We start from the raw sequence: 14,294 nt of genomic DNA on the forward strand, positions 1-14,294 counted from the left end.
AATTCTCCTTACACTGTTCCTTTTTCATACATTGCACGATTGCGTTCTTTATCTTGTTTTCTTTTTGCTTTTTCAATTTCTTTATTTCTAAACTCAAGCACACTAAATTTAAACCATAATAATGTCGGACTTGCAACAAAAATAGAGCTTAAAGTTCCCGCTATAATACCTACAATTAAAGCCAAAGAAAATCCTTGTATCATTTCCCCGCCAAAGAAATAAAGTATCACAACGGTTGCTAAAGTTAACCCTGAAGTTAAAACCGTTCTTGATAAAGTTGCTGAAACACTTTCATTGATAATAGGTGCAAGTTCGGTTTTTTTACTTGTTTTAATGCCTTCTCTGATTCTATCAAAAATAATAATTGTATCATTCAAAGAGTACCCAAGCACAGTTAAAACAGCAGCCAAAGTATCTAAATTGACATCAATTTTAAATAAAGAAATTGCCCCTAAAGTAATCACAACATCATGAATTTCACTGATTATAGCCGCAAGAGCAAAACGCCACTCAAAACGCAACGCTATATAAATTAAAATTGCTATCAAAGATACAGCTATAGCCATAAGTCCTTTATTTCTAAGTTCATCACCTACTTTTGGACCTACCACATCAGCACGACGCACTTCAAATTTTCCCGTATCCTTTAAAAGAGTGCTTATATGCTCACCTATATCATTGCTTACATTATCATTACTTCCTAAAAAGCGTATGATTACTTCTTCATTGCTTCCAAATTCAGTTACAGATAAATTTTGAAAAGTTCCTTGATTTTCTAAAATTTCTCGAATTTGTGTTATAGGAGCTGCATTTTCATATTTAAGCTGAACTAAAGTTCCTCCGCTAAAATCAATGCCATATTGCAAACCCCTATCCCAAAGCAAATAAATAGAACCAAAAAACAAAATAAAAGAAAGAGAAATAGCAGCAAAACGCATTCTCATAAAATCATAAATTTTCTTTTCGCTAAAAAACTGCATTATCTTCTCCTGTAACCAAACCAAAATCTTGTATTATTACTTTTTTCTATGCGTTGCATAAAATAATCAAACATTCCGTGAGTTCCTAAAATAGCTGTAATCATAGAAACAACAATACCAATTCCCAAAGTCACAGCAAAACCTTTAACTGCTCCTGTTCCATAGGCATAAAGCGCTACCGAAGTAACTAAAGAAGTGATATTTGAATCTATAATCGCACTCATAGCATTTTTATAACCTTGTTCTATACTAGCTCTTATATTTACTCCATCTCGCAAGAGTTCTCGTATGCGCTCATTGATAATCACATTTGCATCTACTGCCATACCCACAGTTAAAACAAGTCCTGCCATCCCTGGTAAAGTTAAAGTTGCTCCAAACATAGCCATAACAGCCACTACTACCAAAACATTAACTAACATTGCAATATTTGCAAAAATTCCTGCCACACCGTAATACATCATCATAAATATTACAATAAAAGCCGATGCACCAATTAAGGCTATCATACTCATTTTAATACTATCAGCACCTAAAGATGGTCCTATGCTTCTTTGTTCAAGTAATTTTACAGGCGCAAGCAAAGCTCCACTTCTTAAAGCTACCGCCACATCGCGTGCTTCTTCTTGAGTAAAAGCTCCACTGATTTGCCCACTACCTCCGCCTATGCGTTCATTGATAGATGGAGCAGAATATACTTTATTATCAAGTACAATAGCAAGACGCTTTCCAACATTTGCTCCTGTATAATCAGCAAATTTTTTAGAACCCTCGGCATTTAAAGTAAAATTAATCACAGGATAATTACTCTTATCGCTAAGTCCTACTCTAGCATCAGTAAGCATAGATCCATCTAAAATAGGTATACTTTTTAAGGTATATTTTAAATTTGGATTTCTAGAATCAGGCACTAAAATCAGTCCATAACTCGCAGCCTCAGCATCGCTCATTGTAGAAGCTTGACCCATTTTAGAATCATCAACTTCCATAAGTTGCAAATGTGCTGCTTTTGTGATGCGTTCTTTTGCTCTTAGTTCATCTTCTTTGGTTTTAATCCCTGCAAGTTCAACCAAAATCTTATCATCACCTTGTTTAGCAACTGTTGGCTCTGCTAAACCAAATTGATCAAGCCTATTTCTTATGGTTTCAACTGCTTGCAAAAGTGCAAAATTTTCTATATTTTTTACTTCTTCTGAGGTAAAAGAAATTTTATAGTGCATATTTTCACTTTGTATATTAATTCCTTTTATTTCTTTAAGCAAATTTTCAACTTTTGCAATATCTGCATTATCAAGCAAAGTAAATTCTAAAATATCATCATGGGTATTTAAGCCATCATTTAAAATATTTTCTTTATTAAAAGAATAACTCAATGAAGATGCAATTGATTTTATTTTAGATTTTACAGCTTCTTCATTATCTACACCTAAGAGCATATAAAGCCCACCTTGCAAATCAAGCCCTAAATTAATCTTCGCACCACGTTCTGACTGCAAAAAAGAAGGGAGTGAAAAAGCCACTCCAAAAATAAATACCGCTATAAAAATAATCAAGCGATAATTGATTTTAGAATTACGCATCAATTTTCTTTGCTATAAATTCTCTTGAAATTTTTGCAGTAACATTGTCTTCATTAAGCTTAACTTTGATAAAATCCTCCTCTGGTTTTACGACTTCACAAATAAGTCCGCCATTGGTGATGATTTTATCTCCTTTTTGCAAAGACTCAAGCATTTGTTTATGTGCTTTTGCTTGTTTTTGTTGTGGTCTAATTACCAAGAAATAAAAAATTGCAAATAACACTACAAGAGGTAACAATGAAGTTAAAATTGAATTTTCTGCCATATTTTTCCTTTATTCCAAAAAAATTAAACACTAATTCTATCATTTTTAAAATAATAAAAGTCTTTTTTATTGCAATTTTACTTTCAAATTCTATTTATCTATCATTTTTTGAAAATATTTTTACACAAACCATTAGTCCATTTTTAGCTATTTGGGGGTTAGTTTTACTTCTAAAAAGTAAAACTTCTAAACAATATTTTTGGATAGGTTTTTTTGTAGGGATTCTTTGGTTTTGGTGGATTGGTTTATCTTCAATTTATTTTAATCTAAACTATTTAGTACCAATTATACCAATTATCATTGGTTTTATTTATGGGCTACTTTTTAGATTATGTTATTTATTAAAATTTGATTTTTTAAGGCTTTGTGGAATTTTTTGCATAAGTTTTATCCATCCTTTAGGATTTGATTGGTTTAATTGGGGGATTTTTACAGTTTATGGTTTTTTTGACCCAAGTTATCGTGGCATTATTTGCATATTTTTAATAGCATATTTCATCTATGAGGGTTATATATCAAGATATTATAAAATAGCAATTGTTCTTATTTTATTCTTTAGTGGATTTCAATATAATGAAAAACAAGCTCAAACTCTTAATTTAAACTACAAACTCATCAATACTAATATCTCTCAAGATCAAAAATTTTTACAAGAAAATTTAAAATCAAATTCTGATATCTTAATTCAAGATATACTTCAAGCTATAAATGAAAAAAAAGAACTTGTAATCTTGCCTGAAACCGCTTTTGCTTTTGATTTAAAAAATACCAAATATGAACTTATGCTTAAAGAATTATCTTATAAAATTACCATTATTACGGGAGCATTTCATGTTGAAAAAGAACATACTTACAATAGCACTTATATCTTTAAAAAAGGCAATGTCTATATTTTAAATAAGCATTTTTTAGTTCCCTTTGGTGAAGAAATTCCATTTTTTAGAGGCTTAATAAAAAAATATTTTCTCAAAAATATTGAAGAATTTTCCAAAGGTCCTATACAAAGCAAATATAAATTAGATAATCAAATTATCACAAATGCAATTTGTTATGAAGCTACCAAAGAACAAAACTATCAAAATTCACAAATTATTATAGCCCTAAGCAACAATGCTTGGTTTAATAATAGTAGCGAATACAAACTCCAGCAACTCTTAATGAAATTTTATGCAAGTAAATATGGGGTTAGTGTTTATCATACTACAAATGGCAAAGAGAATATAGTTATACTCCCTAAAAAGCTTTTAAGCAAAGATTGGAAAAATTTATCCAAAGAAATATTTAATGATAAAAAATAATATTAAAATTTTAATTTTAAAGTAATTTAAGTTATTTTATATTATAATTCTGTCAAACAATATTTTGACTTAGAGGGGTTTTTACCCCAAAGCTAAATTAATTTAGCTTCCTTCCTAACTTTTATATTTATGAGGGATATTGAAAAATATCCCTCTAAGTCACAAATTAATATAACTTTATTAATTCTTTATAATTATACAAGCCTTGTTTAAGCTTGTATAATATTGTTAATTTTTTAAAGTAGCTTTTTAAACTGTTCTAGAGCATCAAGTTTTTCCCAAGGATAGTCCTTTTGTCCTACTTGCCCACGAGCTGCTACATCTGCATAAAGAAAAGTTTCTTTACTTGGTTTATCCAGATGAAATTTATCACGAATCCAATTTGGTGTTAAAGAGAAATTTTGCATAACAAAATCACTTAAAACATCGTCATTTACACTAGTATTTGTGCCCATGCAATCCACACTTACCGAAGTAGGTTTTGCAACACCTATAGCATAGCTAAGTTGAACAATACATTTTTTAGCAAGCCCTGCTGCAACTATGTTTTTAGCTAGCCATCTACCTGCATAAAGCCCACTTCTATCAACCTTAGTATAATCTTTGCTCGATTGCGCACCACCACCTATTGGAGAATAACCTCCAAAACTATCTACTATAAGTTTTCTTCCTGTTAAACCACTATCATGTAAAGAAGAGTGATTGACATATTTACCAGTTGGATTGATTAAAATTCTAGTTTTATTAGGATCAAAAAGTTCTTTTGGTAAATTACTATCTAAGATAAGTTTCATCACTAAAGATCTTAAATCTTCTATTTTCATACTTTCAACACAAGGTGCAGAAACTACTATAGTATGGATACTTTGCGGTTTGCAATTTTCAAAATTCGCCTTAGTGCCATAATCAATAGTTACTTGAGTTTTAATATCCACTCCAAGTTCATGTGGATTTGCTTTTGCATAAGCATAAACTCTATCGCATAGCATTCTTGCATAACTAATAGCTGCTGGCATGTATTCTTCAGCTTCGCAACTTGCAAAACCAAACATAATACCTTGATCACCTGCTCCTGTTTCGCCATCTTCTTGATCGACACCTTGATTGATATCAGGGCTTTGTTCATTTAAAAACACCATAACATCAACTTCATCAGGATGCAAACACTGCTCTTTGCTAAAATGCCCTGCTCCGTCATAACCAATGTTTTTTAAAACATCTTTAACTAAATTATCGTAATCAGCTTTACTAAGTTTGTGATTTGACTTAACTTCGCCTCCTATCACAACCTTATTTCCTGCGACAAAAACCTCGCTCGCCACCCTTGAATTTTTGTCATTTTTCAAGAGTATATCCACTATCGTATCAGCGATTATATCAGCACACTTGTCTGGATGACCTGCACTTACGACTTCTGAAGTGAATAGATACATAAAAAGTCCTTTCATTTAAAATGAACCACAATTGTATCCAAATAAACTTATCAAAGCTTGATAAATTAAAAATTCTCTAAAATTAAGCAAAAGTTAGTTAAAATCAACTTCTGATATAAAAAATATTTAAAAGGTTTTTATGTTTTCTAAAATCATTCAAAGCTACGCTAAAGGCAACCTCATAGTTCAAATTTGTATAGGTATAGCACTAGGAATGCTTATAGGCATTAGTTCTAAAGAAATATCTGAAATTGCAAATTTACTCGGAATACTTTTTACAAGTGCCTTAAAAGCTATCGCTCCTATGCTTGTTTTTATTTTAATTTTAACCTCAATTTGCACCAAAGATTTTTCTCAAAGTGGTGCTAAGATCAAAAATATTATTATTTTGTATATAGTAGGCACCTTTCTTGCTTCAGCTTGTGCGGTTCTTGCTAATTTTTTCTTCCCTGTAAAGCTTGTTTTAGATGGAGTTCAAACCGCTACAAACTCATCTCCAACCCACATGAGTGAGATTTTCAAAGATCTTTTATTTAAAATTGTCGATAATCCTATAAATGCTCTTTCAAGTGGAAATTATTTAGGAATTTTAACTTGGGCAATAGCTGGAGGTATAGCATTAAAACACTGTTCTAACGAAGCAAAACAAGTTTTTATAGATATCAATGAAGGGGTTTTAAAAATTGTTAAATTTATAGTAAAACTTGCTCCTTTTGGAATTTTTGGACTTGTAGCTAATTCTGTAGCACAAACAGGAGCGCAAGGTTTACTAAGCTATGTAAAACTTTTAATTTTACTTGTAGCTACTATGCTTTTTGTTACTTTTGTTATCAATGCCTTAATAGTCTTTTTTTATACAAGAAAAAATCCTTTTCCTTTAATTTTTATCTGCTTAAGGCACAGTGCATTTTTTGCTTTTTTTACAAGAAGTTCAGCAGCAAATATTCCTGTAAATATGGCACTTTGCGCCAAACTTGGTATAGATAAAGAATTTTATGGCATTTCTATACCCTTAGGAGCTACTATCAACATGGCAGGAGCGGCAGTTACTATAGCTATTTTAAGCCTTACTGCGGCTAATACCGTTGGTATAGAAATCAGTCTTTTACAAGCCTTTTTATTAAGCATTATTGCTACCTTTGCAGCTTGTGGGGCTAGCGGAGTTGCGGGCGGATCTTTACTGCTTATACCTTTGGCTTGTTCTTTATTTAATATAGACTATGATATTGCTATGAAGGTAGTTGCCATAGGTTTTATTATAGGGGTTATTCAAGATAGTGTTGAAACTGCTTTAAATAGTTCTACAGATGTTCTTTTTACAGCAATTTGTTCTAAAAATGAATTAAATTACAATATCAAATAAGGTAAAAACATGCGTCATCTCATCACTACAAAGGATTTTAATAAAGTCGAAATTATGGAGCTTTTTAAAGAAGCAAGTGATTTCTTAGATGAAAAACCTAGAACTTTTCTTAAAGGAAAAAGTATCACGACAATTTTTTTTGAAAACTCTACACGCACCCTTTCATCTTTTGAAAGCGCTGCAAGAAGATTAGGTGCTAGGGTTTTACGCCTTGATATTTCAAGATCAAGCTCTAGCAAAGGAGAAACTCTTTATGATACTGCTGCTAATTTAGATGCCATGAGTCCTAATGCTATTGTTGTAAGACACGCAAACTCAGGAGTTCCTTTGATATTAGCAAAGCATATGCATTGTCCAGTTGTTAATGGAGGAGATGGAAAACACGCCCATCCTACCCAAGCTTTGCTAGATTTATTCACTATTTATAATCATTTTCAAGGCGATGTCGAAGGTAAGAAAATTTGCATCGTAGGTGATATCAAAAATTCCCGCGTTGCAGCGTCCAATATAGAACTTTTAAGCAGATTTAATCTTGATATTACCCTAGTAGCTCCACCACATTTTATGCCTAATACCCATCTTAAAAAACATTATAAGCTTGATGAGAATATCATAGCAAATTCAGATATTATCATGAATCTTAGAACACAAACAGAAAGACATAATAAAACCGTTTATGCTTCACTTAAAGACTATGCAAATGATTTTTGCATTCAAAAAAGCTTAGTAAAAGATAAAAAGCTTATTTTACTACATCCAGGCCCTGTAAATCGCAATATTGACATAAGCGATGAAATGATGAGCGATGAAAGGACTTTAGTTTTAAAACAAGTTAAAAATGGAGTGGCCATTAGAATGGCTGTTCTTAAAAAACTCATATTAGAAAATGAAGGATAAAAAATGTTAGAATGGGATTTAAGTGCTTTATTTCACGATAAAGAAGCGTTGCAAAATTTTACACAAGATCAAATCCAACAAAGTTTAAATTTCAAAAAAAACTATGAAAATAAACTTTATACATTAAATGCTAATGAGTTTTTACAAGCTTTAAAAGATTATGAAATTTTAAATCAAGCTCTTGGCAAAATCATGACTTATACTTATTTGCTTTTTGCTAAAAACACTCAAAATGGTTCTTTTTACGCACAATACGAAGAAGAATGCAAAAAAATAGAAGAAAATTTACTCTTTTTCGAGCTTGAATTTTGCGAGTTAGCTCCTGAGAAAAGTCAAAAATTTACAACTTTTTGCAAAGATTATGATTTTTATCTTTCTAATTTATTGCAAAACAAACGCTATAATCTTAGCAAAAACGAAGAACGCATTATGCTCTATCTTTCCAATACAGGTGCAAATGCTTTTAGTAGACTTTTTGATGAAAGTATGAGTGCTTTAAAAATCCCTTTTGAAGGTAAAAAACTTAGCGAAGAAGAAGTTCTAAGCAAAATGTATGATGAAGATAGAAAAATACGCAAAAAAGCTGCTAAAAAATTCAGTAAAGTTTTGCAAAAAAATAGCAGACTTTTAAGTTTTATTATCAATATGATAAAAACAGAAAGAAAAAACATAAGCTTATTAAGAGGTTATGAAAATGCTGAAATTTCAAGACATATCAGCAATCAAATTTCACAAAAAAGCGTTGATTCTTTGATAGCAAGTGCGCAAAAACATTTTAACTTAGTATCGCAATTTTACAAAAGAAAAAAACAAATTTTAGGCTATGATGAGCTTAAAGACTATGACAGATATGCACCCATAGGAAAAGAAGCAAGTTTTGATTTTAAAACAAGTAAAAATATTGTTTTAGAGGCATTTCAAGCTTTTTCTCCTCAATTTTATGATATAGCAAAAAATGCTTTTGATCAAGGTTGGATTGATGTTTATCCGCAAGAAAATAAACAAGGGGGTGCTTTTTCGCATTCTGCAACTTCTGATGCACATCCTTTTGTTTTATTAAACTACACCAATAAAAGACGCGATCTTTTTACACTTGCACATGAATTAGGACACACTATCCATCAAAAACTTTCTTATAATGTAAGCTATTTAAATCAAAACACGCCTTTAACCACCGCAGAAACAGCTTCAGTTTTTGCCGAAATGCTCGTATTTGATTTTATTAAAGATAAGTTAAAAAAAGAAGAACTCTTATCTTTATATGCAAATAAAATCGAAGATATTTTTGCAACTTTTTATAGACAGATTAATTTTACTTGTTTTGAAAGACGCTTACATGCTCAAGAAAATGAACTTAGCACCGAAGAAATCAATAAAATTTGGATGGAAGAATCTCAAAAGATGTTTCAAGACAGCGTAAAACTTACAAAAAATTATGCTTCTTGGTGGAGTTATATTCCTCATTTTATCCATTCTCCTTTCTACTGCTATGCTTATGCTTATGCACAACTTTTAGTTTTAGCTCTTTATGGACTTTACAAAAGTAAAAAATGTGAAAATTTTAAAGAACTTTATATCAAAATGCTTTCTTTAGGCGGAAGTGTGAGTCCAAAAGAACTAGTAGGAATGTTTAGCTTTGATATAGAAGATGAAAATTTTTGGGAAATAGGCATAAAAGAAATTCAAAAACTCATCAATGAATTTATGGAGTTACAATCATGCTAGAAAAAATTTTAAAAAATGAAAATTTTATCCATACCATGCAAAAGCATTGCCATGAGATTATTTCACATCTTATAGAAGAAAATATAGAATTTTCAATAGTTGCAAATACAAATTTCATAGATTTTAATCCTGAACTTCCCAAAGAGCTTGATGTTAAACAAAATCCTTATGCTCTTTTTGCTCTTGGAGGATACACCTTTGAATCCATACAACTAAATAAAGATTTCATTCAATTTCACGCAGGTTTTGGCAATGATGATTTTGATAGTTTTGTAAAGGTTGATTTAGGAGCTATCACGCAAATTCAAATAGAAAATAGCATTTTATTTGTTAATTTTAGCCTTTATAAACGCGAAGATAGCAAAAATTTACAAAAATCGAAAAATATATTTTTAAATAATCCAAAAAATAAAGATATTTTCAAAAAATGAATCTATTTGAAGATTTAAATGATAGTCAAAAACAAGCAGTAAGCCACATTGATGGAGCTATGCTTATCCTAGCAGGTGCAGGTAGTGGAAAAACCAAAACTATCACCACTCGTCTTGCTTATCTTATCGGTGAAGTAGGCATCCCCTCGTATAACACTCTTACTCTTACTTTTACAAATAAAGCAGCTAGTGTTATGCGTCATAGAGCATTAAATTTTCTACAAGGCAATCACAATCCTTTGCTTTGCACCTTTCATAAATTTGGACTTTTATTTTTAAAACTCCATTTTGAAAGATTGGAGCGTAAAAATAGTTTTATTGTTATCGATACAGATGATACAAAAAAAATAATTAAAGACTTAATCCATGATAAAAACAAAGATAATGTCTATGATATTATCAAATACATATCTTATTGCAAAAATGAAGGCAAAAGAGTAAGCAATGTCTTTGAAGATTTAAATTTACTAAAAGAACATAATTTTGAAAAATATCAAAATGAATACAAATTTGCCAACTATTACCGTGCTTATGAAGAATACTTATTAAAACAAAATTTTGTAGATTTTGATGATCTTTTATTGCTAAGCAATCTCATTTTGGAAAATGATATAAATTTTGCCAAAGAACAAAGCTTACTTTATAATTACATTACAGTTGATGAGTATCAAGATACTAATACCTTACAATATAAAATTCTAAAAAATCTATGTTGTATGCATGAAAATATCACAGTTGTTGGTGATGATGATCAAAGTATTTATAGTTGGCGTGGAGCAAAAATTGAAAATATTTTAAATTTTCAAAACGATTTTAAAAATGTTAAACTTGTAAAACTTGAACAAAATTATCGTTCAGTAGGGACTATTTTACAAGCAGCAAATAATCTCATATCTCACAATGAACAACGACTTGGAAAAACTTTAATCTGCACTAAAGATACTGGGGAAAATATTAAAATATTAAAAAACGAAAACGAAAAAGATGAAGGTTTATATATCGCTCAAGAAGTAAAAAAATTGCTAAATTCTGGAGTAGAAGCTAAAGAGATCGCCGTTTTATTTCGAGTTAATGCACTATCAAGAGCAATAGAAGAAGCATTTATGAAGGAAAAAATTTCTTATAAACTGCTTAGTGGTATGCGTTTTTATGAAAGATTAGAAATAAAAGATTTAATCTCGTATCTTAGACTTATCTTAAATCCAAATGATGATTTGTCGTTTAGGCGCATTATTAATCGCCCCAAAAGATCCATAGGAGAAAAAACCCTAAAAAATTTAGAAGAATATGCAAAAAAACGTCAAATTTCACTTTTTGATGCCTTATGTGAAAGCGATGGTGGTGTAGGAATTTTAACAACAAAAAAAGCACAAAATGAAGCAAATATTTTTATACAAAATATTCACACTCTAAAAAGCTACGATAATGCAAAAAAAGTTTTTGACAATATAGAAGAATTATTTAAAATCAAAGATTATTTTTCAGAGCAAGATGATGGAGATGAAAGAATCAGAAATCTTGATGAGTTTTATGCTAATCTAAGAGAAAAACTCAAAGAAGATCCCGAAGCTTCTTTAGAAGATCTACTTAGTGAAATTTCTTTATTAAGTGATCAAGATAATTTAGATGAAGAATGTGTTTGCTTGATGAGTATTCATGCTAGCAAAGGTTTGGAATTTGATTATGTTTTTATAATAGGCTTTGATGAAGGATTTTTTCCTTTAAATAGCGAAGAAAATCTCGAAGAAGAACGCCGTCTTGCTTATGTTGCCATCACTCGCGCCAAGAAATTTCTCACAATAAGTGTTGCAAATTCTCGTTTTTATCATGGTTCAAGAGCAAATATCAATCCTAGTCGCTTCTTAGAAGAAAGTAAATTAATCAATGAAAAATCAAAAAATCAAAATATACAAAAAACTAGTTTTTGCAAAGGAGATCTAGTTAAACATAAAATTTTTGGCATTGGCAGGGTTGTTGAAGTTAATAAAAGCGGAAAAGAGGAAAAGCTTAATATTAATTTTGGTGGCATAATGCGTGTAATCATGGCAAGCTTTGTGGAAAAAGCAGTATGAACAAGATCTTTGCAGCCTTTAAACCAAGGAGTTTGAGCTCTAATGCCTTTTTAAGCACTTTAAAGAAAAAATATAAAAATAAAAAAGCAGGATATTCTGGCACTCTTGATCCTTTCGCCAAAGGGGTTTTAATCGTTGCATTTGGACAATACACAAAACTTTTCCGTTTTTTAAAAAAAACTCCAAAAACCTATAAAGCTACTTTATGGCTTGGAGTTTACTCTTTAAGTCTTGATGATCAAAATATAAAAGAAATTCAAAATATAAAAGAATTTGATCTTACAAATTTAAAACAAATCATTAATCAAATGCAAGGAATTATCTCCTATACACCACCGCAATTTAGCGCCAAAAGAATCAATGGAACTCGCGCCTATGAACTTGCAAAAAAAGGTATAGAAGTAAATTTAAAACCTTGTCAAATGGAAGTATTTGATTGCAAGATTTTAAGCTATAATCATCCTTTTTTAAATATCGAAATCACAGTCAGTGAAGGTGCTTATATAAGATCTTATTGTGAACTTTTTGCTAGAAAACTAGGTATTAATGCGACTTTAAGCTCTTTAGAGCGCATTAAAGAAGGTAAATTTGTTTATAATAATGAGAAAAGCTTAAATGTGTTAAAATACATTGACCTAAAACCAAATTTTATCAAGGATTTAAATAAACTAGAAAATGGTGCTAAAATTTTTGTCGAAGAATTAGAATTTCATGATGAAGGAGATTATTATATTGAAACAGAGAAATATTTTAGCATAATTAATATTAAAGAAAATACAGTAAAATATCTTCTAAATAAGGTTGAAAAATGTTAATATTATCAAGAAAAGAAAATGAAAGTATAATTATCGGAGAAGGTATAGAAATCAAAGTCGTTCAAACAGGGAAAGGATATGCCAAAATAGGCATAGAAGCTCCAAAATCCCTTATGATACTTAGAAAAGAACTTGTTCAACAAGTAAAGGATGAAAATTTACATTCTGTTGTTCAGAATGATATTAAACTTGATGACTTAAGCAAAAAACTAATCAAATGAAAGCTTACGCTAAAGCAAATATTTTTTTAAAACTTACCGGTTTTGACTCAAGAAAATATCATCTTTTAGAATCACGATTTATACTTTTAAAAGATCTTTTTGATGAGCTTGAGCTTGTTGATAAAGAATCAGACTCTAAAAAAGAATTTGAAATCATTAGTAATTTTAAATGCGAAAATAATATTATTCAAAAGGCTTATTTGCTACTTTCTAAAAGATATAATAACGAATTAAAAGAATTATTTAGCAAAAAAAGCCTAAAACTCACAAAAAATATCCCAGTATGTGCTGGACTTGGCGGTGGAAGTAGCGATTGTGCGAGTTTTTTACTGCTAATGAATGAAACCCTAAATTTAAAATTAAACCTACAAGAACTTATAAATTTAAGCATGCAACTAGGAAGTGATATTGCTTTTTTTTTAAGTGGCTTTCACTCTGCTAATGTAAGTGGCTGTGGTGAAATTATAAAAGAATTTGAAGATGACATACCTAATTTAAAATGGACTTTTCCACAAATATTTTGCCAAACTAAAGCTGTTTATGATGAATTTGATAGAGAAATATTTGACTTTCAAAAAAACAATAATCAAGCGCAAATCTACAAAAAACTCAGCACAAAAGAGTTGTTACAAAACTTTAAAAACAAAGAATTAAATGATTTATTTACTCCTTGTGCAACTTTATATCCTAAAATGAAGTCTTACTTGCAAGAAGATTTTTTTCTAAGCGGTAGCGGTAGTAGTGTTTTTAAGGTTGATCAATGAAAATTATTGCGAGAAATAAAAAAGCTTTATTTGATTATAGCATCATAGAACGCTTTGAAGCCGGAATTGTCCTTAAAGGAAGTGAAGTTGTAGCCTTAAGAGCAGGAAGAGCAAATCTTAAAGACTCTTTTGTTCGCATTATAAAAAATGAGATTTTTTTACTTAATTCTCATATTTCATTGCTTCATACTACACATTCTTTCTATAAACACGAAGAAAGAGGTGCTAGAAAGCTTTTAATGCATAGAAAGCAAATTGATAAATTATTAGGTAAAGTAAGTATAGAAGGATATACTATCGTTGCATTAGATCTTTATTTTAACACAAAAAATAAAGTAAAAGCTACCCTTGCTTTAGCTAAAGGGAAAAATTTGCACGACAAGCGTGAAACTTTAAAGAAAAAGCAAGCCGATTTAGAAGCTAAAGCTGCTATGAAAAATTACAAATAAA

The 14,294-nt window shown here is 30.2% G+C and carries 14 protein-coding genes; 10 read left to right on the plus strand and 4 right to left on the minus strand.

Annotation, left to right across the window (positions count from 1 at the left end):
* Positions 1-8: 8 nt before the first annotated feature.
* From secF to yajC, 3 genes are read right to left on the minus strand one after another with little or no spacing between them, the layout of a single operon-like run.
* A complete protein-coding gene (gene secF / locus AT682_RS05820) occupies positions 9-980 on the minus strand; it encodes a protein translocase subunit SecF (RefSeq protein WP_002882593.1) in 972 nt (323 codons plus the stop codon).
* A complete protein-coding gene (secD, locus tag AT682_RS05825) occupies positions 980-2,560 on the minus strand; it encodes a protein translocase subunit SecD (protein WP_002882590.1) in 1,581 nt (526 codons plus the stop codon). The genes secF and secD overlap by 1 nt, the downstream gene beginning before the upstream one ends.
* Entirely contained in the window at positions 2,553-2,825 is a 273-nt protein-coding gene (yajC, locus tag AT682_RS05830) for a preprotein translocase subunit YajC (protein ID WP_002786346.1), read from the minus strand. Before yajC ends, secD begins: the two co-directional genes overlap by 8 nt.
* On the opposite strand from yajC, the gene lnt reads away from it, so the two are divergent.
* On the plus strand, positions 2,798-4,123 hold the full coding sequence (gene lnt / locus AT682_RS05835) for an apolipoprotein N-acyltransferase (RefSeq protein WP_002882588.1): 1,326 nt from the start codon (positions 2,798-2,800) through the stop codon (positions 4,121-4,123). The two genes, yajC and lnt, sit on opposite strands and share 28 nt — an antisense overlap.
* A 236-nt stretch (positions 4,124-4,359) precedes the next feature.
* Here lnt and metK read toward each other — a convergent pair whose 3' ends face one another.
* Positions 4,360-5,556: a methionine adenosyltransferase gene (gene metK / locus AT682_RS05840; RefSeq protein ID WP_002852836.1), complete on the minus strand. Its 1,197-nt coding sequence runs from the start codon at positions 5,554-5,556 to the stop codon at positions 4,360-4,362.
* A 139-nt stretch (positions 5,557-5,695) separates the two neighbouring features.
* Between metK and sstT the strand changes: the two genes are divergently transcribed.
* Genes sstT through smpB form a run of 9 tightly spaced genes read left to right on the plus strand, consistent with a single transcriptional unit; the run spans position 5,696 to position 14,293 of the window.
* Positions 5,696-6,919: a serine/threonine transporter SstT gene (gene sstT, locus AT682_RS05845; protein ID WP_002883434.1), complete on the plus strand. Its 1,224-nt coding sequence runs from the start codon at positions 5,696-5,698 to the stop codon at positions 6,917-6,919.
* A 9-nt stretch (positions 6,920-6,928) separates the two neighbouring features.
* Complete coding sequence (pyrB, locus tag AT682_RS05850) at positions 6,929-7,816, plus strand: aspartate carbamoyltransferase catalytic subunit (protein WP_002883433.1); 888 nt, start codon at positions 6,929-6,931, stop codon at positions 7,814-7,816.
* A 3-nt stretch (positions 7,817-7,819) separates the two neighbouring features.
* Entirely contained in the window at positions 7,820-9,541 is a 1,722-nt protein-coding gene (locus AT682_RS05855; RefSeq protein ID WP_002883432.1) for a M3 family oligoendopeptidase, read from the plus strand.
* A complete protein-coding gene (locus AT682_RS05860; RefSeq protein ID WP_002867198.1) occupies positions 9,535-9,972 on the plus strand; it encodes a hypothetical protein in 438 nt (145 codons plus the stop codon). Before AT682_RS05855 ends, AT682_RS05860 begins: the two co-directional genes overlap by 7 nt.
* Entirely contained in the window at positions 9,969-12,044 is a 2,076-nt protein-coding gene (locus tag AT682_RS05865; protein ID WP_002883431.1) for an ATP-dependent helicase, read from the plus strand. The genes AT682_RS05860 and AT682_RS05865 overlap by 4 nt, the downstream gene beginning before the upstream one ends.
* Positions 12,041-12,859: a tRNA pseudouridine(55) synthase TruB gene (gene truB / locus AT682_RS05870; protein ID WP_002883429.1), complete on the plus strand. Its 819-nt coding sequence runs from the start codon at positions 12,041-12,043 to the stop codon at positions 12,857-12,859. Before AT682_RS05865 ends, truB begins: the two co-directional genes overlap by 4 nt.
* Positions 12,853-13,080: a carbon storage regulator CsrA gene (csrA, locus tag AT682_RS05875; protein ID WP_002852854.1), complete on the plus strand. Its 228-nt coding sequence runs from the start codon at positions 12,853-12,855 to the stop codon at positions 13,078-13,080. The genes truB and csrA overlap by 7 nt, the downstream gene beginning before the upstream one ends.
* A complete protein-coding gene (gene ispE, locus AT682_RS05880; protein ID WP_002883423.1) occupies positions 13,077-13,844 on the plus strand; it encodes a 4-(cytidine 5'-diphospho)-2-C-methyl-D-erythritol kinase in 768 nt (255 codons plus the stop codon). Before csrA ends, ispE begins: the two co-directional genes overlap by 4 nt.
* Positions 13,841-14,293, plus strand: a complete 453-nt coding sequence (gene smpB / locus AT682_RS05885) for an SsrA-binding protein SmpB (protein WP_002860207.1) — start codon at positions 13,841-13,843, stop codon at positions 14,291-14,293. The genes ispE and smpB overlap by 4 nt, the downstream gene beginning before the upstream one ends.
* Position 14,294 lies beyond the last annotated feature (1 nt).

Origin of the sequence: Campylobacter jejuni (assembly GCF_001457695.1) — a bacterium.
GTDB classification, from domain to species: Bacteria; Campylobacterota; Campylobacteria; order Campylobacterales; family Campylobacteraceae; genus Campylobacter_D; species Campylobacter_D jejuni.